14 protein-coding genes and 1 pseudogene are annotated in these 19,433 nt (G+C 55.6%); 5 read left to right on the top strand and 10 right to left on the bottom strand.

Features of this window, described 5'->3' with window-relative positions; genetic code table 11:
• The first annotated feature begins 1 nt into the window (after position 1).
• A complete protein-coding gene (locus A0U94_RS05555; RefSeq protein ID WP_077802724.1) occupies positions 2 to 1,645 on the top strand; it encodes a urocanate hydratase in 1,644 nt (547 codons plus the stop codon).
• A gap of 5 nt (positions 1,646 to 1,650) precedes the next feature.
• Here the strand turns inward: A0U94_RS05555 and A0U94_RS05550 are convergent, their stop codons facing one another.
• On the bottom strand, positions 1,651 to 2,559 hold the full coding sequence (locus A0U94_RS05550) for a LysR family transcriptional regulator (RefSeq protein WP_077802723.1): 909 nt from the start codon (positions 2,557 to 2,559) through the stop codon (positions 1,651 to 1,653).
• Between the two features lie 291 nt (positions 2,560 to 2,850).
• Between A0U94_RS05550 and A0U94_RS05540 the strand changes: the two genes are divergently transcribed.
• Positions 2,851 to 3,528: a peroxiredoxin-like family protein gene (locus A0U94_RS05540; protein ID WP_077802722.1), complete on the top strand. Its 678-nt coding sequence runs from the start codon at positions 2,851 to 2,853 to the stop codon at positions 3,526 to 3,528.
• A gap of 45 nt (positions 3,529 to 3,573) precedes the next feature.
• Here A0U94_RS05540 and A0U94_RS05535 read toward each other — a convergent pair whose 3' ends face one another.
• The 6 genes from A0U94_RS05535 to A0U94_RS05510 all read right to left on the bottom strand — a co-directional run bounded on the left by A0U94_RS05535 (position 3,574) and on the right by A0U94_RS05510 (position 11,811).
• Complete coding sequence (locus A0U94_RS05535; RefSeq protein WP_077803866.1) at positions 3,574 to 4,740, bottom strand: MFS transporter; 1,167 nt, start codon at positions 4,738 to 4,740, stop codon at positions 3,574 to 3,576.
• A 157-nt stretch (positions 4,741 to 4,897) separates the two neighbouring features.
• Positions 4,898 to 6,190 carry a Zn-dependent hydrolase gene (locus A0U94_RS05530; RefSeq protein WP_077802721.1) on the bottom strand — a complete coding sequence of 431 codons (1,293 nt, stop codon included), beginning with the start codon at positions 6,188 to 6,190 and terminating at the stop codon, positions 4,898 to 4,900.
• Positions 6,191 to 6,223: 33 nt separating this feature from the next.
• On the bottom strand, positions 6,224 to 6,649 hold the full coding sequence (locus A0U94_RS05525; protein WP_062029032.1) for a VOC family protein: 426 nt from the start codon (positions 6,647 to 6,649) through the stop codon (positions 6,224 to 6,226).
• Between the two features lie 143 nt (positions 6,650 to 6,792).
• On the bottom strand, positions 6,793 to 8,109 hold the full coding sequence (locus A0U94_RS05520) for a CapA family protein (protein WP_077802720.1): 1,317 nt from the start codon (positions 8,107 to 8,109) through the stop codon (positions 6,793 to 6,795).
• A gap of 21 nt (positions 8,110 to 8,130) precedes the next feature.
• The gene (locus A0U94_RS05515) at positions 8,131 to 9,429 is read right to left on the bottom strand and encodes an MFS transporter (RefSeq protein ID WP_167369357.1); all 1,299 of its coding nucleotides are present in this window, start codon (positions 9,427 to 9,429) and stop codon (positions 8,131 to 8,133) included.
• Between the two features lie 57 nt (positions 9,430 to 9,486).
• Positions 9,487 to 11,811 (bottom strand): TonB-dependent receptor, encoded by a 2,325-nt coding sequence (locus A0U94_RS05510; RefSeq protein WP_167369356.1) that lies wholly within the window; start codon positions 11,809 to 11,811, stop codon positions 9,487 to 9,489.
• Between the two features lie 366 nt (positions 11,812 to 12,177).
• On the opposite strand from A0U94_RS05510, the gene A0U94_RS05505 reads away from it, so the two are divergent.
• The 3 genes from A0U94_RS05505 to A0U94_RS05495 all read left to right on the top strand — a co-directional run bounded on the left by A0U94_RS05505 (position 12,178) and on the right by A0U94_RS05495 (position 15,450).
• Entirely contained in the window at positions 12,178 to 13,578 is a 1,401-nt protein-coding gene (locus A0U94_RS05505; protein ID WP_408735622.1) for an amidohydrolase, read from the top strand.
• Between the two features lie 85 nt (positions 13,579 to 13,663).
• A complete protein-coding gene (locus tag A0U94_RS16240) occupies positions 13,664 to 14,533 on the top strand; it encodes a LysR family transcriptional regulator (RefSeq protein WP_062029023.1) in 870 nt (289 codons plus the stop codon).
• Positions 14,534 to 14,568: 35 nt separating this feature from the next.
• Positions 14,569 to 15,450 carry a LysR family transcriptional regulator gene (locus tag A0U94_RS05495; protein WP_077802716.1) on the top strand — a complete coding sequence of 294 codons (882 nt, stop codon included), beginning with the start codon at positions 14,569 to 14,571 and terminating at the stop codon, positions 15,448 to 15,450.
• A 10-nt stretch (positions 15,451 to 15,460) separates the two neighbouring features.
• Here A0U94_RS05495 and A0U94_RS05490 read toward each other — a convergent pair whose 3' ends face one another.
• The 3 genes and pseudogenes from A0U94_RS05490 to A0U94_RS05480 all read right to left on the bottom strand — a co-directional run bounded on the left by A0U94_RS05490 (position 15,461) and on the right by A0U94_RS05480 (position 19,378).
• Entirely contained in the window at positions 15,461 to 16,120 is a 660-nt protein-coding gene (locus A0U94_RS05490) for a methionine ABC transporter permease (protein WP_077802715.1), read from the bottom strand.
• 109 nt (positions 16,121 to 16,229) lie between these two features.
• A pseudogene (locus A0U94_RS05485) lies at positions 16,230 to 16,910 on the bottom strand (methionine ABC transporter ATP-binding protein); the annotation flags it as partial.
• Between the two features lie 11 nt (positions 16,911 to 16,921).
• Complete coding sequence (locus A0U94_RS05480) at positions 16,922 to 19,378, bottom strand: TonB-dependent receptor plug domain-containing protein (protein WP_077802714.1); 2,457 nt, start codon at positions 19,376 to 19,378, stop codon at positions 16,922 to 16,924.
• Positions 19,379 to 19,433: the final 55 nt, after the last annotated feature.

Below are 19,433 nucleotides of genomic sequence, written 5' to 3'. Positions count from 1 at the left end.
TATGACCAAACGGCATTTCGACGTCACGTCAGGCAACACGCTGCGCTGTCGGGGATGGCGACAGGAAGGGCTTCTGCGTCTTTTGGAAAACGTCCTGTCTGTGGGTGAAGATCCCGACAACCTCGTGGTCTATGCTGCTCTGGGCAAGGCTGCACGGGACTGGCCGTCACATGATGTCATCGTCCGGACGCTGAAGACCATGCGCGATGACGAAACGCTCATCGTTCAGTCCGGAAAGCCCATCGGCGTAGTACGCACACATGAGCGTGCGCCAATTGTCGTCATGGCCAATTGCAACATGATCGGACAGTGGGCCAAGGCTGAGGAATTCTACCAGCTCGAAAAGAAAGGCCTGATCTGCTGGGGTGGCCTGACAGCCGGCGACTGGCAGTATATCGGCTCTCAGGGCGTCATACAGGGAACGTATGAGATCTTCCGCTGTATCGCGGAGCGTCATTTCAGCTCGAACCTGTCCGGAAAGCTGATCCTGACTTCCGGTCTTGGTGGCATGGGGGGCGCACAGCCCCTCGCCGGACGTCTGGCTGGCGCCGTAATTTTGTGTGTGGAAATGGACGGCGCACGCATCAACAAGCGGATGGAAGCAGGCTATCTCCAGCATCGGGCAGAGACGCTGGACGAAGCCCTCAAACTCGTGGCGGATGCGCAGCGCGCGGGCGATGGCTGTTCGATCGGTCTTCTGGGAAATTCGGCGGACATTCTCCCTGAAATCCATGCCCGCGGCATCGTTCCCGACATCGTCACAGACCAGACATCCGCCCATGATCTGGTCTACGGCTATCTTCCCGCCGGATTGTCCGCTGCCGAAATTCAGGCATTGCGAGAAAGCGAGCCCGAAAAACTCGCCGCGCTTTCCCTGAAATCCATCGCCCGTCATGTGCAGGCCATGCTGGATTTCCAGTCTGCCGGGTCCATCGTTTTCGATAATGGCAACCTGATCCGCACGCAGGCAAAGAAGGCGGGGATCGGGAATGCGTTCGATATTCCGATCTTTACGGAAGCCTATCTGCGGCCTCTTTTTGCGCGGGCGATCGGACCTTTCCGCTGGATTGCGCTGTCAAACGACGAGAACGATATCCGCAGGATCGACGACTATCTTCTGGAAACATTCTCGGACAACCCATCCGTTGTGAACTGGATCACGCTGGCCCGGGCGCATGTGCCGTTTGAAGGGCTTCCGGCGCGGATTGCCTGGCTTGGCCATGACGCCCGTACGCAGGTCGGCCTGGCCGTGAACGGAATGGTTCGTGATGGTATACTGGCCGGACCGGTCGCATTCACGCGCGATCATCTGGATGCCGGCGCAATGGCGCATCCAAACATCATGACGGAAAACATGAAGGACGGATCGGACGCCATTGCAGACTGGCCGCTCCTGAATGCCATGCTGGCCTGTTCATCACAGGCCGATCTGGTCGCCATTCATTCCGGAGGCGGCGGTTATGCGGGATATATGACCAGCGCAGGTGTCACAATCGTCGCCGACGGCTCCAGCGAAGCGGATGAGCGTCTGCAAATTGCGCTGACCAACGATACCAGTCTGGGTGTCATGCGCTACGCCGATGCGGGCTATGAAGACGCCCACGACGAAGCAGAGCAGCGTGGCATCCGATGGCTTTCCCTGTAGCGAAATCAAGCCCTGGAAACAGAACAGGGAGTATTCGCGGGTTTCATGATGCTTTCCACGAAATCCGCAAACTGCCGGGCTTTGGCCGTCATCATCCGTCCGGCCGGGAATACCGCCCACAGATCAATCGAAGCCAGAGACCAGGCTTCGAGAACGCGTACGACGGCGCCGTCTTCAAGCTCGGGCGCGAACATCCAGTCGGATGCGATGGTCAGTCCCATGTCGGCCAGAACGGCGGCTCTGATACCCTCCGCAGCACTGACTTTGAGGCGTCCGCTGACAGAGACTGACACGGCGGCTCCATCTCGCAGGAATGACCACGAACTTGGCAACTGGCTGTAGATAATTGCCTCATGGGTCGCCAGATCCGCAGGAGACTGGGGTATACCTGCGTCTTTGAGATAGGCGGGGGTGGCGAGGACCGAGCGTTCCCCGGTCGCCACCCTCCGGGCAACGGCAGTAGAATCCGCAAGCGTTCCCATACGCAGCGAAATATCCACGCCTTCCGCCACAAGGTCGATCATCCGGTCATCGAGAATGATCTCAACTGTCAGATGAGGATTCTGCACCAGAAACAGCGGCAGTTTCGGGATGATGTGCAGCCTTGCGAACGTTGTCGCAGCTGACACCCTTAACCGGCCTGAAAGACCCGCCCCCGCGCCTTTTGCAGCAAGTTCAGCCTCGTCGGCTTCCTGAATCGCATTCTGTGCCCGCTCATAAAAATTCTGCCCTGCCTCTGTCGGTGTCAGACCATGGGTGGAGCGGATGAGAAGACTGACCTGAAGTCGGGCTTCAAGCTGCGCTATGGTTTTGGAAACCGCCGGCTGTCCTACACCAAGCTGTCGTGCGGCTGCCGAAAACGATCCCGTGTCCACCACCCGTATGAAGGTGGCCATTGCCTGATAACGATCCATAATATTCCTCCAGGGAATGATCCTTATCGCCTTGGGCCCTCTGCCCTGTCGAGCATGGAAGAGGCATTTTTCATTCGTCCCCCCAACAGGCCGGATTGTGAAGGAAGGATTCAGAGATGTTCGGTTCACTCATACGCATCACGTCTGGCTCCGCCATAACGGATGGTCTTGTGGCTTTTCACCTGACGGGCAGCCTGCTGCACGTCGCTTCCACCCTTCTGGGACATATGTTCTCCGGCCTGTCAGCGGCCCTGACATCAGACGCCGCATCCTCTTTGGAAGGAAATACCCATGTCTCTTCAGGCAAAACTTGATGCTTTCAAAGCCGATTTTGAAGCCGGAAAGCCGCCTTACAATGTTCCGGCCTCGGTCATTGAAATCATGCATCGTGCAACCGCAGAGCTGATCGCCTCGGGTGTAGCGGGGAATGCGCTCAAAGCAGGCGACACGGCTCCGTCTTTCATCCTGAACGACCCTGACGACGCTCCGGTGTCTTCATCCGAACTTCTGGCGAAAGGCCCGCTGGTCCTCAGTTTTTATCGCGGCGTGTGGTGCCCGTACTGCAACATGGAGCTTCAGGCCCTTGAGGCCGCCTTACCTGCATTCCGGGAGCTTGGCGCAAACCTGATCGCCATTTCACCCCAGACAGCCGTGAACAGCCGTAAATCGGTCCGCCAGAATAATCTGGATTTCCCAATCCTGTCGGACGTGCACAACGACGTTGCAGCCGCTTTTGGTCTGCGTTTTGTACTGCCGGACTATCTTGTGCAACTCTACACAAGCCTGAAAAACGACCTGCCGTCCTTCAATGGCGACGATAGCTGGACTCTTCCAATGCCTGGACGGTTCGTCATCGGTCAGGACGGCGTAATTCTCTATGCCGAGGTCAATCCGGATTATACCCGCCGGCCGGAACCGGAAGATATGCTTCCGGCTCTGCGGAAAGCGGCACAGTCGATCAGCGGATAATCTCGACGCAGATGCCCGTCATGACCATGCTCAATATAAACAGGGTCATGACGTGGGATCACCATTGATGAGAGCTTTCGGCAGAATCATTCCTACTGCTGCCACCCCACCGAGAAATACGCCCACAATTCCGAGAGCGAACGGAAGGCTTGCAGCCTGAGCGACGAAGCCGAGCGCGGCCGGCCCGACCAGAATGCCAGAGTATCCCAGCGTCGTTATGGCCGACACGGCGAGATGTTCAGGCATGAAAGTCTGTCGTCCGACGGCTGAGTACAGAACTGGCACCACATTGGCGCACCCTGCGCCAACCAGCGCATAGCCCAGCAATGTGACCTGCCAGAGCGGGATAGCGGCCACCAGAAGCATCCCTGATGCGGCCAGCAGGCTTCCGCCCGTGATCAGCATACGACCGGGAACACGCCGCACCAGCCAGTCTCCCAATAGTCGGCCGATCGTCATAGTAGTGGCAAACGCCACATATCCCAGGCCGGTATAGCGCATATCGACATGCCGCACCGTGGCCAGGAATACGGCACTCCAGTCTATGGCGCTGCCTTCGGCCAGAAAAACGATAAAACACATGATCCCGATGATCAGAACGATGCCGTGCGGCACAGCAAATGCAGGCCCCTTGCCTGAACTGCTTCGTCCGGTCAGCAGTCCGGGCAGAGCCAGCCCGCCGCCCAGAAGCAACAGAAGAACGACCGCAAGAGAGGCCTGAACAGGTGACAGGCCAAGACCCAGCAGAGTGCTTACGCCCATGGCCCCGAGCAGGCCGCCCACGCTGAACAGGCCATGAAAGCCGGACATCATCGTTTGCTGGCTGGCGCGCTCGACGATGATGGCCTGTACACTGACGACACAGTCAATTGACCCGACACCGGCCCCAAAGACTGTCAGCGCGATGACCAGACCGGGCAGGAAGGCTGAAGACGCCAGAACCGGCAGACTGCAACAGATCGCCAGAGTGGCAAACGCAATGATCCACCGGCAACCGAAACGCCCGGCCAGACTGCCAGCAATCGGCATGGCAACAATCGATCCCATCCCCAGACACAGAAGGAGCAGGCCGAGATGAGCGTCCGTCAGTTCACACCGGGACTTGACGTAGGGAATGATCGGGGCCCATGCCGCACCCGAAAACCCGGCACTGAAAAATGCCAACCGGGTCGCGTGCTGTGCCTTCAGCGAAGCAGGATTGGGGCTGTCCATCAGACGCAGGTTCAAAACCCTGTTGCCAAGAGTTTGTGAAAAATACGTCGTAGTCCTGCGACCATAAAGCCGCCTTGTAAAGCGCAAAAGCGGCTGCTGCCCACGTTTTTGAAGCAGGAGCCGCCAGCAGAAGAAGGATTTTCAATCCCTGTGAGTTTCAGGAAGCCCTCTGACGCAGAAGCCGTTCCAGCAGAACGACGCCTACAAGGAAGTCCGGCATTTCCATGCTTTCATCAGGGTTATGGCTTCCGTTCTCATTGCGCACAAAGAGCATTTCCGTAGGAACGCCCTGCCCTGCGAATGTTGCCGCATCATGTCCGGCTCCGCTGGCCATGGAAACGACCGCAATGCCCATTTCCGCAGCCAGATCTTTCACCTGCTCCTGAATCGTCTCATCCATGAGTGCAGGCGTGCTCTGCGTGCGCGGCCCCAGTTCGACACGAACCGAGAACTCGGCTTCCACCCGACGCGCCTGTTCGATGACCCGTGCGTTCATGCGCTCCAACAACGCCTCATCACGCGAACGGATATCGATGACCAGGTCGAGCTTTCCAGGAACGGCGGCAAAATTGGCCTGTGCAGGGTCCGTCTGGCACACACCGAATGTCAGCGTCATGTCTTCGCCTGCGGCTTCAACCGTTTTCCAGTCCGTGTGAAGGGCCATCATCATGCTGGCACCCGCCATGACAGCATCCGAACGGAAACGGCGCGGCGTTGCGCCGGAATGGGCGTACTGACCGTGAATGACGGCTGAACGGTATCGTGTGCTGCCGCAGATGCCTGTTACGATTCCCACGGGAACGTCGGCCTCCAGCAGAACCGGTCCCTGCTCGATATGAAGCTCCACGAAACAGTCGATTTTCGTCGGGTCCAGAACAGGCGCCGTGCCACATTCTTCCGGTTTTGCGCCGCAGGCCTGCATATGCTCGCGCAACGTCACACCGTCATCACTGCGCGGTGTTTCAAGAGCATCCGCATCCAGCAGACCGAAAGCCGTCCGACTTCCCAGATAAGAAACCGGAAACCACACGCTCTCTTCCGCACGGGTTACGATCAGCGTTGTGTCCCGTTCCGGCTGAAAGCCTGCCGTGGACCATGCACAAAGGATCAGGAGTCCGGCCGCCGCTCCGGCCGCACCGTCAAAGTTGCCACCGCATGGCACCGTATCCAGATGCGAACCGGTCATGACCACAGGCAGATTACGATTACGCCCCGGAAGCGTGATGAACAGGTTCGATGCCCAGTCTCTGCGGATTTCCAGTCCGTGTTCCCTGGCGATTTCCTCAAACAGGGCATGTGCCCGGTTCTCACCTTCACCGTAGGACGGACGGGTCATTCCCCTCCCGTCAAAACCGATATCATACAGGCGATCAAATATCAGCTTCGCCAGTTCGGGATCAGGAACCGGACCGACAGCGGCGGTATTGGAAGATATCAGGGAACTGGACACGAAAATTCCTCTCTGGACCGGGGTAATGGAGACTTACTGCTTCACAAAAAGCTGTTTCATGTCAGCGAATGCCTTGAACTCCAGCGCATTACCTGCCGGATCACAGAAGAACATCGTCGCCTGTTCCCCGGGCAGGCCTTCAAAGCGGATCTGTGGTTCCAGCCCGAAAGTAATTCCGTGGCGTTTGGCGCGTTGAGCAAGATCTTTCCAGTCATCCATATCCAGAACGACACCGAAATGGGGAATGGGAACATTGTGTCCGTCCACTGCTCCACCTTCGGCATCTCCTTTACGACATGCGCCGGGAATAAGATGTGTGACGATCTGGTGGCCATACAGATCAAAATCAATCCAGCTGTTCGTGCTGCGCCCTTCCGGGCATCCCAGAATTTCACCGTAAAAGGCACGGGCAGCATCAAGATCGTCGACCGGGAAGGCAATATGAAACGGATTAGGCATCTCTACACCGGAAATTAAGAAGAAATACAGAAATAACACGCAAAAACAGCGCACTACAGAACGATTATATGGCTTCTAATGAAAGAAAATATTGTCTTTGCAGGGCGTTTCACTTTGGAACCCCCTGCAAACAATATGCTGTATCACTCCTGTTTCAGGATCAGCTTTCCTTTGTCCCGCGTAAAGCTGACACCATAGGGCGCACAGAGGGATTCAAAGCGTGACAGGATACTCTCGCCTTCTTCGCCTTCCGCCAGGAAAGGCAGGCCGCGCGTATGAGCGCTTTTGCCCAGTCCGAGCGAAACGGGATGGATTTCCATGGATGACAATGTCCCGTCTTCCGCGAATTCGCAGATCGGCAGCAGGGTTTCCCAGAAACGGCGGTCAGCAGGGAAGCCCTTCTTGTCGTTCAGGGTCCGGGTCTTGTAGACCTGATGGGGCGTTACATCGGTGCTGACTTTATAGAAGGTATAGGAATCCTCGGGCAGCATATCGACGAGTTCATTCTGCCCGATGAAATTTCCAAGGCTGTAGAAGATCGGTTTGCCTTTATAGAGCTCCATGCCTTTCAGCAGATGCTGACCGTGGCAGACCACGATATCGGCGCCCTGATCGATAGCGTCACGAGCAAACGCTTCCAGAAATTCTCCCGGTTTTTCCCAACTGATTGTGCCATCTGCGTCATATCCGACTTCATGGGTATGAACACTGACGATCACCACATCAGAAACGACCCGGGCTTCCCGGACCCAGCGCCCGATCTCTTCAAGATCCCGCGCATTCGGAGTGGTAAGGATACGGGTTGCGCTGCCTTCGACGAAACGTGTTCCATCCAGTGTCAGCGTTCCTTCCGGAGCGGGATAGCCAAAGCCGAGCTTGATCTGTTCCTGCTTGATTTTTTCCAGTCCAAGGCCTGCGGAAATCTGCTGCAGCACGGAAAGCTCTTCCGGTCTGACCTGATAGGTCGTGCTGAAATGCAGCGGATTGAGGCCGGGGCGCCCCTGCATGCTGCGGGTCTGATCGGCGGCTTCCTGCCCACGCGCAAACGTCGAACAGCAGGACAGCATTGAAACCGTGCCTTTGGGATGGCTGAAATAGGCTGGCCGACGCGCTTCCTCAAGGGTCAAACCGACGCCGGAATACAGGATTTCCCGCTTTTTCAGCTCCTCGATCGCGATACGCAGACCGGAAATTCCATAATCAAGGCAGTGGTTGGTGGCTGCGGCAAACAGGTCGAAACCGGCATCGCAAAGTTCGTCCAAAATCCAGGGATGTGCGCTGAAATGGGAGCCACCGTGGTCCAGGGCTGGATCGCCCTGAAAGTCGCTTGGCATGATTTCAAGGTTCGTGAAGGACGCATCACAGTCCCGGATCATGTCAAACAGCGGAGCACAGACCGGATCAACACCTGTATTCAGTCGACGCAGAACAATACTGTCACCCGTGAGGCAGACTTTCATAGTCAAATCTTTCAATTACAGTTACAGAATTTCAGAAGGAACAGGAGAAACGGAAGGTGCCGTGATCCTGCGCGTCACGGACCACAGGATGAGCGCGCCGACGGCGACTGTTACGGCCATGCACAGCATTCCTGCTGACAGTGTTCCTGTCATGGAGGTCAGCTTTCCGACAACCATGGGGCTGATCACTCCGCCCCACAGACCGATGGCATTGATCAGAGCAAAGCCGCCAGTTGCGGCACTTCCCTGAAATACGTTGGCAGCCATGGCCCAGAACACCACGTAAGAGGCGTAGATCCCGGCCGTAGCGCCTGCGAGAACGATCATCTTCAGAACGAAGATGTCCGGAATTACAGTTGTCAGCAGAAAGCAAAGGCTGGCCAGAACTGCGGGTGCATAGCAGTGAAAGCTTCGCTCTTTCAGCCTGTCCGAACGCGCGCTCCAGTACGCCATCGAAGCGACAGACACCACATACGGGAAGGAAGAGTATAGTCCGACCGCCACGGAAGAATGGACACCGGACTCATGAATGATGGACGGCAGCCAGAAGTTGAGCATGTACATTCCGGCCATAAGCGCAAAGAAGCCGAGGCCCAGAAAATAGATGGTCGGATCCCGTACGACTGCGGAGAACTTCACATGACGCACGTTCTGCCGCACGCTCCATGTCTCGATCATGTCGCGTTCCTGCGCGGACAGCCAGCGCGCATCCTTTGGAGCCCTAGGCAATACAAATGCAACGATGATTCCTAGCAGGATGGAAGGAAGACCTTCGAGAAGGAACATCCACCGCCACCCCGCCAGACCGGCGACCTGATCAAAATGGACCAGAATCAGTCCCGATATCGGACCAATGATGATCCCGGCCAGAGGTAACGAGAGCTGGTGCCAGAAAATGACTGCGGACATTCGGTTTTCGGGATACCAGCGGGCAAGATAGTAAGTGCAGGTCGGAGCAAACCCGGCTTCAAAAACCCCCAGCAGAAAACGCAGGACATAAAAACTGTCACGGCTGTGAATGAAACCTGTCGCCGCTGATGTCATGCCCCACAAAACCATGATTCTGGCGAATGTCTTGGGTGCGCCCACACGCGAGGACCAGAGACTGATGGGAATCTCGAACAACACCAGACCGACGAAGAAAATTCCGGCAGCAAACCCGAACTGCGCCGCAGTCAGTCCCACATCCTGCGAGATGTGACTGCGTGCGAAGCCCAGATTAGTCCGGTCGATACTGTCCATCAAATAGATCACGATAATCCATGACATGATCCGCCAGTTCAGGCGATGGTACAGTCTGGTCTGTAACTCGTTCGTCAATGCCGTCTCTCCTCCCACGCTGGGCATGATTTAAACCTTAACCGGAATATTCCGGCTTTAGAAATCATAGGAAAAACGTCCTCCAACAAACCGGGGCTGCCCGGAGATGCCCATGTTGACCGTTGTTGCGAGAGTCCGGCTGACGATATAGTCGCGGTTGAGGATGTTCGTGGCATAGGCCGTAACAGCCCAGCGCCCCTTGGCCGGCTTGAAGGTTACACTGCCATTCATCAGGAAGTATGCAGGCAGCAGGTAGGTTCCAGTTCCCCGCGGCACAGTATTCTGGGCTCCGCGATAGGAATAATCTCCCTGAAGCGTGATGGTGTATTTCCGGAAAACAGGTTTTGTTTCGTAGGATACGCTGCCATTCAGCGTCAGCTTGGGAATACCTGTATCAGCACCATCATAGTTGTCCGTAATGGATCTGTACTGTCCGGTTTTGGCGTAATAGGCCGTGACAGCCTGCACGTTCAGAACCTGGAAATCGTCATATGTCCCGCGCTGATATCCGACGTTCTGCGTGAGTGTCAGCCCACGGAAAGGATGCGCGCTGATGGAGAGCTCCGTTCCGAAAATATGCGACCGTGGCACATTGACGTAAGACCCCACCGTCCCCCATCCGGGCACCAGAATATATGAGAAATACTGCTGGTCGTGGTACGAATCCCAGAACGCAGCGCCGTTGATGCGGAGGCGGTGATTGAAGAATTCGCTCTTGAACCCGACTTCATACGCCATCAGCCATTCCGGCTTGAAGCCCGCAGCCTGCTGCTCGGTCAGGGTTGTGTTGGCGGTGAAGCCACCAGGCTTCACACCGCGCCGAATATCGGCATAGAGCATGGCGTTCTGCATCACCTGATAATTGATGCCGACCTTGCCCGAAAACTGGTTTGTCAGGGCACCGTGGTCGGGGAAAACCTTTGTGTAGGTTTTTCCCAACGTCACAGGATTGTACCGATAAACGGCGTCATCGAGAAACTGACGATCGTCGCTCTGATGCTCCAGACCGAAAATCAGGTGAAGTTTGGGTGTCAGGGCATATTTCAGGGTCGCGAACTGCGAAAAGTTCTGCTGCGGCTGAACATGGGCACTGTCCTGGAAATAATATTTTCCGGGGCGATCCGTATAATCAAACCAGTTTTCGCCCGAGGCCCGTACACGGTTGTAATACATGCCGGCCACCCATTCGAGACGGTTGTGAAGCGCCAGTCCTGAGAGACGTATTTCCTGAGAGAACACATTCATGCTCCCTGTCAGATAACTGTCTCCCGAGCGATAGGCTTCGGCGTCACGATCAATATACTCATGGCGCTGCTGTTGCTGGAATGAAGAAATCGTTGCCAGATGGGCCCATCCGAGGTCCCGGTCGGCATTGAGATTGATGTTCCACTGCATGTCGTTATAGGACGGCTTGCTGTCTGGAGAGATCCCCAGAATCTTGGCGTATTGCGGGTTAAGGCTCCAGCCGGTCGCATAGATATCCTGATCGCGCGGAAGGATATTGTTGCTGTCGGACAGAATGAACCCTGCCTGCGCTTCCGAGGAATCCTGTGACCAGTTGGCGGTCAGTTTGATGTTCGTCTTGTCATCAGGTTGCCAGGCCAGTTTTCCACGAAGCGCACCTTCGTTCGCCCGTCCGATCGACTCACCATTCACCCGATTATAGCGAAAGGCGCCCCCCTGTAGCATCTGACCGGCAAGCCGGAACTGAAGCCGGTCCGTGATCGGTGCGGACACATAGAAATTCGTCTTGCTTCGTGCGTAACTCGCGATGTCTTCCGATGCACCGTAGTGAAGGGTCTTGGTCGGATCGTTGGTCGTAATCCGCACTTCCCCACCCGTGTCGGCAAGTCCGTGCTCAAAACCCACAGGACCGGGCTCGACCCCTACGGAGGCCACATCAAACATCTGACCGGAACTCATCGCCGTGATGGTATACGGCACATCGTCGAAATAGGTCATGACCGAAGACATGTTGTTCTGGGTATAGTCCTGCATGCCGATACCGCGCAGGTAATAATCCGGAACGTTCGAGCCGCCTTCAGTCTGAATTGTCAGGTTAGGCACCAGATTCTGGATATCCTCGACAGTCGTGACGTGGTGCGTCACGAGGTCCTCGGCCGTCAGATTGGTGGTGTTACCCGCCCTGTGCTGATCCGTACCAAAACCAAACGCCCGGCGCGTCGTCGTCACGCTGATGACTTCAGGATGATCCTGCCTGGCAACCGCATGGTGTGCGGGGGGGACGTGCGCATCCGTATGCCTGGAGGGAGCAACCCGACGGAGTTTGTCGTTTTTTGAAGTGGCGGCAGATGCCCCCGTCATGGAAAGACACCCCGTACAGACGGACAGCATCAGGACGCTGCGGAATGCGTTTCTCATAACAGAACCCTGCCGTTCAGCCCGAACCATCATCATTCTGAACTCCTGCTCATAAACCGATCATCCCGCAGACCGGCGCTCTTTATGTTTCATATTCAGAACATATTCAGCGTTCAGGGCATAGAGGGTCCTGTTTGGTTCAAAAGATATTAAAACTATCTTATCGGAGGATATATCAGCAAAATATCTTGGATATCCTCGGGGAATGAAGCAATTTTATCACCCTGAAAGATGAGAAAAACATTTTATTGCAGATTATCCATGTGGGAAATATGCTGGTTTTCCCAGAGGATGATCGTTCTTCGCAATATTCCGAGTCCCCACTCAAACGATCCATGTCCAAAGATCAGGAACATCACCATGTCGATACGAAACACCGGGAATGAGCAGGATCATGTGGATGCACTGGCGGACGAGGCCATCGCCCTGAGCGATAGCGTGTGGGCTGTTCCGGAGCTCTGTTACGACGAAGTGCAATCCTGCGCGCTGCACCGCAGAATGCTGTTGGCTCACGGTTTTGCCATAACACCTGATATTGCGGGAATTTCGACAGCCTTGATGGGAGAAAGCGGGGAGAGCGGCCCGGTCATTGCTTTTCTGGGGGAATATGATGCCCTGCCCGGCCTTGCAGCGGCGGCAGGTAGCTTCGTGCATACTCCAAGCACGCTAAACGGCCATGGATGCGGGCATAACCTGCTCGGAGCTGCGTCTCTTCTCGCGGCCCTGGCCGTCCGGGACTGGCTTGCGGCCATGCAGCTTCCCGGACGGGTCCGGTATTACGGATGCCCCGCAGAGGAAGGCGGAGCGGGAAAGGGCTTTATGGTCCGGGGCGGAGCATTTCAGGGCGTAGATGCCGCCATTTCCTGGCACCCCTCTCCGTTCTGCGGGGTGCTTCCGCCGTCCTCTCTGGCAAATGTACGAATGGACTTCACATTCACCGGTCGGGCGGCCCATGCGGCTGCGGCGCCCCATCTTGGACGGTCAGCTCTGGATGCAGTCGAACTGATGAGCGTCGGGGTCAATTATCTGCGTGAGCATATGCTTCCCACCTCCCGCATCCATTATGCCTACATCAATGCGGGGGGCATGGCTCCCAATGTGGTGCAGGCAGAAACGACGGTTCGTTATTCGGTACGTGCGGAAGACCTTTCGAAGATGCTGACGCTGGCAGAACGTGTGAAGCAGGTTGCACAGGGAGCAGCCCTGATGAGCGGGACGCAGGTTCAGAGCGTCATAACCTCAGGGGTTGCAAACCTGCTGCCCTGCCCGCCCCTTGAAGAAGTGATGCAGGCGAGCTTCGAGCAGCTCGGGCCACCTCCATTCGATGCGGAAGATCGGGCTTTCGCTGAAAAGATACAGGAGACCCTCTCGGCAGAAGACATCGCTTCGGCTCTTCGTCAGGTAGGACGGCATACATGCGATGCGCCTTTGGCTGACTTTATCCTGCCTGTGGGAAGCCGGTTTTCCCTCGGCTCTACCGATGTCGGGGATGTCAGCTGGACCGTGCCGACAGTTCAGGCTCTCGGAGCGACCTGCGCCATCGGCACCCCTCTCCATTCATGGCAGATGACGGCACAGGGGACCTCAGATGTGGCGCATAAAGGGATGGTTCATGTTGCAAAAGCAATGGCCATGACCGCCATTCGCCTTTTCCAGTCTCCCGAACTCCTGAAAGCCGCGCAGGACGATCACACACAACGTCTGCTGCGCACACCGTATATCTGCCCGATACCCGAGAGCACCTTGCCCCCTCAGGGGAACTGCTGAAACGTCTGTTCTGAATTTCCGGTGATTGCCATATCATGATGTCTGGGTACATCGCCTCCGCATCAGAAACGAGAGACAGCGCATCTTGGATACACGCTTTCTGGAAAGCTTCATCGCCATCGTGGAACGAGGCTCCATTGCCGATGCAGCGCGTCAGCTCTCCCTCACGCCTGCGGCCGTTTCCCAACGCATCAAGGCTCTTGAAGACCAGATCCGGCAGCCATTGCTGATCCGTGCCGGCAGGACCGTAACACCCACTGCTGCCGGGCTGGCGATCATCGAGAAAAGCCGACAGCTCATCAGGGGCGTCGAAGAGCTGAGATCACTGGCTTTTCAGGAGGAATTTGCCGGTGAACTGAAAATCGGCGCCATTTCCACGGCACTGACCGGCATGCTTCCCTTCATGCTGAAAGATTTCTTCGCCGAATACCCACAGATCGACCTGCACGTCACTCCCGGACAGTCCATCAAGCTGTATCATGAGGTTCTGGAAGGACAACTGGACTGCGCGATCATCGTGGAGCCCCCTTTCGCCATTCCCAAGACCTGCGGCTGGAAAAGGCTCCTGTCAGAGCCGCTGATCGTTCTGGTTCCCGAAAGCTGCACGCAGACAGACCCGCTGCAGATCCTCAAGGACAATGTCTTCCTTCGCTACGACCGCAATCAGTGGGGCGGCCGTGTCGCGGATACGTTCCTCAAGGACAACAGGATTTTTCCCAAAGAACAGCTTGAACTGGACTCTCTTGAAGCGATTGCCCTGATGGTCAGTCAGGGCATTGGCATTTCCCTGCTTCCGGACTGGCTGCCGCCATGGCCGGAAGGACTGGCAGTGCGAAAAATCCCCGTCTCCACCACGCCCCCTCAACGTCATATCGGCCTGCACTGGCTGCATTCGTCTCCGCACACCCATCTCATCAAGACCCTGGAGCCATTTCTCGCCACCCAAAGGGCCTGAAAGCTCCCATTCCACCATTTTCGGAAAAACCATTCATGGACACACGTTTCCTTGAGAGCCTGCTCATCGTGATCGAACAGGGCTCCATTGCCGCTGCCGCCCGTCAGCAGCATCTGACCCCCGCAACCGTGGCGCAGCGCCTCCGGACACTGGAAGAGGAAATCGGCTGTTCTCTGGTACAACGGGACGGCCGGAATGTCCGTCCCACCGAACACGGGCTCGCCATTCTCGAACAGAGTCGCCGGATCATCACGTCTGTCCGTGAACTTTGCACCATCGCCACAAGCGACACACCGGTTGGAAAACTGAGGCTGGGAGCGATTTCGAGCGCGGCAAATGGTCTGCTTCCCCCCTATCTGAAACGTTTTTTCGAATGTTTCCCTGAAATCGAACTTCACATCATGCCCGGCTCATCCTCCGCGCTCTACAACGCCGTTCTCGATGGGACGCTGGACGCCGCGTTTATCGTCGAACCCCCGTTCGACATTCCAGCCAGCCATGTGTGGGAAACACTGCGCTCCGAGCCTCTCATCGTTCTTGTTCCCGGGCATGTTACGCAAACCGATCCTCACGAAATCCTGCGGACCTACCCCTTCATTCGCTACGATCGCAATCAGTGGGGCGGGCGTCTGGCAGATGACTATCTGAGACGTACCGGTATCTGGCCGCACGAACGCCTAGAACTGGATGCACTTGATGCGATTACGACGCTCGTCAATCAGGGAACCGGCGTCTCACTGATCCCGGACTGGGCTCTTCCCTGGCCGGAAGGGTTCCATCTGAAGAAGGTCTTCCTGCCTGACCCCGCCCCTTGCAGAAAACTCGGTTTTTTTTCCCAGAGAAATGCTCCCGGAAGACGTCTTATCAACCGCCTTCTTGGCGTTCTCCAGTCTCCGCTTGAACGCGCCGATCCATAATCGAGAGGGACTATATAAAATTTTTTCTCAACCGGGCCGAAATCCAGTTCCCGCCGAGCTGAACAAGAATTGTCAGCACAACAAGAATACTCACCACCCACAACATCATGGCAGTATTAAATCTTTGATATCCATAGCGGATGGCAAGATCTCCCAAGCCGCCTGCACCGACAACGCCCGCCATGGCAGATGCTCCGATCAGAGTTACCAGCGTGACTGTCAGTCCGGACACCAGCCCTGGCAAAGCCTCCGGAACAAGAACCGAGCGCACGACTTTTGCCCGGGTTGCGCCCATAGCACGAACCGCGTCAATCAGCTCCGGAGACACCTCTTTCAGCGAAACTTCCGCAATCCGCGCAAAATATGGGATCGCGGTGACGGAAAGAGGAACGATGGCCGCAGCAGTGCCCAGAGCCGTCCCCATTACGAAACGCGTAAAAGGGATTAGGACGACAAGAAGAATAATGAACGGCACCGCCCTTGTCAGATCAACAGCAATCCCAAGAAGCCGACCGATGGGACGAACTGGCCAGAGCCCCCCAGGCCTCGTGACGGTGAGGAGAATAGCGAGAGGCAATCCGAAAAAGACGGCAATTGCTGCGGACGCAAAAACCATTTCGAGCGTCGCCAGTGTAGCCCTCAAAAACAGATCAAAAACCTGACGATGCATATCCCGCGACCTCCATATCCTCTGCATTATTCGACAAGCGGCTGATGAAGGACTGCGTTAAAGAATGTTCAGCTTCGCCCCTGCTCAGAGCCTCTCCTGAAATATCTTCAACGATACGCCCCTGATCAAGCACAAGAACCCGATGAGCCAGCCGGCGGATAACATCCATTTCATGTGTAATAAGAACAATCGTGACGCCAAGCTCTGTGTTTATTGTTTCAAGAAGCGTGAGAATCGAAGTCGTCGCTTCAGGGTCCAGCGCTGACGTCGCTTCGTCACACAACAAAATAGCGGGATGACCTGCAAGTGCTCTTGCTATCCCAACTCTCTGCTTCTGCCCTCCGGAAAGCTGCGAGGGGTACTTTGCCTCGTGCCCTTCCAAGCCGACCAGGTGGATCAGTTGCTGAATGCGATGGTGACGCTCTTTTCTGGGAACGCCCAAAATCTCCAGAGCAAGGGAAATATTTCCGCTTACCGTTCGGGACTGAAGAAGATTGAAGCTCTGAAAAACAAGCCCGATCCGTTGTCGAAGAACAAGGAGTTCCCGCTCCTTCAGAGTGCTGAGGTTGCGACCTTCAACGAGAACACGACCTGAATCCACACTTTCTGCGCCATTGAGACACCGAAGCAGCGTGGTTTTCCCGGCACCCGAGCGCCCAATGAGCCCGACAATTTCGCCGCGACAAACAGAAAAGCTGATATTTTCCAGCGCATAGCGGTCATCAAAAGCCTTTGACAGCCCTTCAATCTTCAACGTCTCGTTTGTTTCAGCCAGACTGGTATGCTGCATGATCATAATATTCAAAGAGCCAGATCAGCCCGAAGGTAATAAAAACCACCTTCTTCGGAGAGCTGTTGACTGAGGGTATCGTAGAGATTGTTGTTATAATCGGCCGTGAAGGAAGGTACGCGACTGGGATGGGCGTTCCCAACGTTATTACCGCCCAGCGCCAGATGAAGTAGTGGAAGAACCTGATAGCCGACTTCAAGATTGGTCACAAAACGCGGGCGATTGATCTGATGGTAAAAATCCGTTGTCGAAAAAGCATGGCTTCCCGAGACGAATGTCAGGTTGGACGTCGTATGACCGTAACGTATTTCATGAACGGCGACCGTCCATTTTCCCTGATGCCAGATCCCTCCGAAAATCAGCTTATTGGACGGGTTCTCCGTAGACATCAAACTAATCTGCTGGGCATTCAGAACAGGGGCCCCTTCCCCTGTCCGTGCAATATTTTTCACATTGGTATGGTTGAAATTGACGGCTGCATCCCAGTCTACTTTCCCATAGCGCCCAAAATCTGAAGAATAACGCGCCGTGATATCGAGGCCGGTTGTCCGGGTACTGGCACCATTCGTAAAGTAGTTTGTACTGACAGCAGATTCATCGCCCGAGAAACCGGATGTATCCACGCCTGCTGCTGCATAAGCTTCTACAGCACGGGCCCCTGAAGCATAACCGCCGTCGACAATCCGGTGCTTGATATAGATTGTATACCCATCAACATTGATATGAAGCCGCGGCAACGGATTCAGGATCATGCCTGCACTGAAGTTGGTGGACGTCTCTGGTCTGAGGCCGGGTGAGCCCAGAGCGCGCGCGGCGGGCGAGTTGGCCGCAATCTGCCCGGTTGCGTAGTTCGGACTGGAGATGAAGGCCGCAAAATTCTGTTCAGCAAGGGTCGGCGCACGAAAGCCGGTGCTGGCGGTACCTCGAAATCCAATGAAGCGGTTGATATCATATCGCGTGGAGATCTTGCCTGTCCGGGCATTTCCGACGTCGTCATAATGCTCAAACCTTCCCGCAAGATCTACACGCCAGCGCTTGACGATCTGTGTCGAGAAATCGACATAGGCTGCTGCAACGTGTCTGGCTGCGTTAACAGCATCCTGAGGCGTTTCACCTTGGTATCCCTGCGCACCACTCAGGTAATATGACAACGGTTCTCCCGAACCAATGGAATAGGTGTCACGGCGATATTCGCCACCAAACGCGATATTCAAAGGACTATAAAGAAACGGAAGATCTACGCCCCGTCGAATATCAAGATTGTTCGTCCACTGCTGGTTGGAATAATTCCCGAGATAAAACCGTGAAGGAGAATAGCCTGTTTCCTTATAGGCATCCGCGTTGGCGGAGTTGTAGTCCCCCAGCGTGTCATGGTCTCCACCAATCGTGGAGCTCAGATCCCAGTCAAAGCCGTAAAGCCGTTTTCCCCGGAACCCGAGAGTAAAGCCATAATCATTCTCAGGCATCGTCTCAACAGGTTCAAAGCCGTTCGGATACATCCCGGATAGTCCGTCCGCCGCTGTCGTGCTTGGAGCCCTTAAAAATGCCCAACGTTCGGCATCACGGTGCGTGAATGTCCCAAAACCGTAAAGCTCTATCGCATCCGTTAAATGATAGCCAAAATTCGTCTCGATGGACTCACGCGTAACCTGAGGCTGGCCCGTGGCCAGATCATTGTTTCTGCCGGTCCGGGGGTCAATACCGGTTCTCTGTGTGCGGTCCTGATGTTTGAATTCGGCACTGAGGTTCAGAAACCCACGATGACCCAGCTTGAATCCTGCGTTCAGGTTCTCACCGGTCGTGAAGCCATCTCCCGCAGCGTAACCACCATTTACAGCCTGAAGATGAAGTCCGTGATTGTTGGATTTCAGAATGACGTTGATTACGCCTGCAATCGCATCCGATCCGTACTGCGCAGCCGCTCCATCCTGCAGGATCTCGATATGATCGACTGCAGAAATCGGTATCATATCCAGATCAACTGGAGTGGTTCCCTGCTGCGATGAAGCATCCACCGCAATTGCGGCCGTCGTATGCCGTCTTTTGCCATTCACCAGCACCAGGGTCTGATCGGCATTCAATCCCCGCAGGCTCAGCGCATCTATGACCGATCCCTGATCCGACCCGTTAACCTCACGGCTGATGGAAGGAGAAAGCTGGACCAACGCCTCCCGGATGTCGGTCATTCCTGTTGAACGAAGCTGGTTGCCCCCGATGATGGTGATGGGACTGATGCTTCGTGCTGCCGTCTGGGATGGATCACGCGTTCCGGTCACAATGACCTGTTCCGGTTCGTCAGCGACAGACTGTTCCGCCCTGACGACAGGCACGGATTTTTTGACAACAGTCTTGTTCCCGGAGGGATTTTTCTCGCCAGAGCTATCCTGACCCGATGTGGTCTCGGCCGCGACGGCCGTAGAAAACGAAAGGCCAACAAGAAGTGGCGCCAGGATATAACCACTACGCATAAAAGTTCTTTCAAGGAGATTTTTCTTTTATTGATTGTTTCATAGTGTTTTTCGA

This window comes from Gluconobacter albidus (genome assembly GCF_002005485.1).
Classification (GTDB): domain Bacteria; phylum Pseudomonadota; class Alphaproteobacteria; order Acetobacterales; family Acetobacteraceae; genus Gluconobacter; species Gluconobacter albidus.
Note: the sequence above shows the minus strand (reverse complement) of the source record. Positions and strands in the feature narration are given on the sequence as shown.

Excerpts from the sequence above, each read along its gene's own strand:
- A0U94_RS05555 (WP_077802724.1), top strand. The coding sequence starts at position 2 with ATGACCAAACGGCATTTCGACGTCACGTCAGGCAACACGCTGCGCTGT.
- A0U94_RS05550 (WP_077802723.1), bottom strand. The coding sequence starts at position 2,559 with ATGGATCGTTATCAGGCAATGGCCACCTTCATACGGGTGGTGGACACG.
- A0U94_RS05540 (WP_077802722.1), top strand. The coding sequence starts at position 2,851 with ATGTCTCTTCAGGCAAAACTTGATGCTTTCAAAGCCGATTTTGAAGCC.
- A0U94_RS05535 (WP_077803866.1), bottom strand. The coding sequence starts at position 4,740 with ATGGACAGCCCCAATCCTGCTTCGCTGAAGGCACAGCACGCGACCCGG.
- A0U94_RS05525 (WP_062029032.1), bottom strand. The coding sequence starts at position 6,649 with ATGCCTAATCCGTTTCATATTGCCTTCCCGGTCGACGATCTTGATGCT.
- A0U94_RS05520 (WP_077802720.1), bottom strand. The coding sequence starts at position 8,109 with ATGAAAGTCTGCCTCACGGGTGACAGTATTGTTCTGCGTCGACTGAAT.
- A0U94_RS05510 (WP_167369356.1), bottom strand. The coding sequence starts at position 11,811 with ATGAGAAACGCATTCCGCAGCGTCCTGATGCTGTCCGTCTGTACGGGG.
- A0U94_RS05495 (WP_077802716.1), top strand. The coding sequence starts at position 14,569 with ATGGACACACGTTTCCTTGAGAGCCTGCTCATCGTGATCGAACAGGGC.
- A0U94_RS05490 (WP_077802715.1), bottom strand. The coding sequence starts at position 16,120 with ATGCATCGTCAGGTTTTTGATCTGTTTTTGAGGGCTACACTGGCGACG.
- A0U94_RS05480 (WP_077802714.1), bottom strand. The coding sequence starts at position 19,378 with ATGCGTAGTGGTTATATCCTGGCGCCACTTCTTGTTGGCCTTTCGTTT.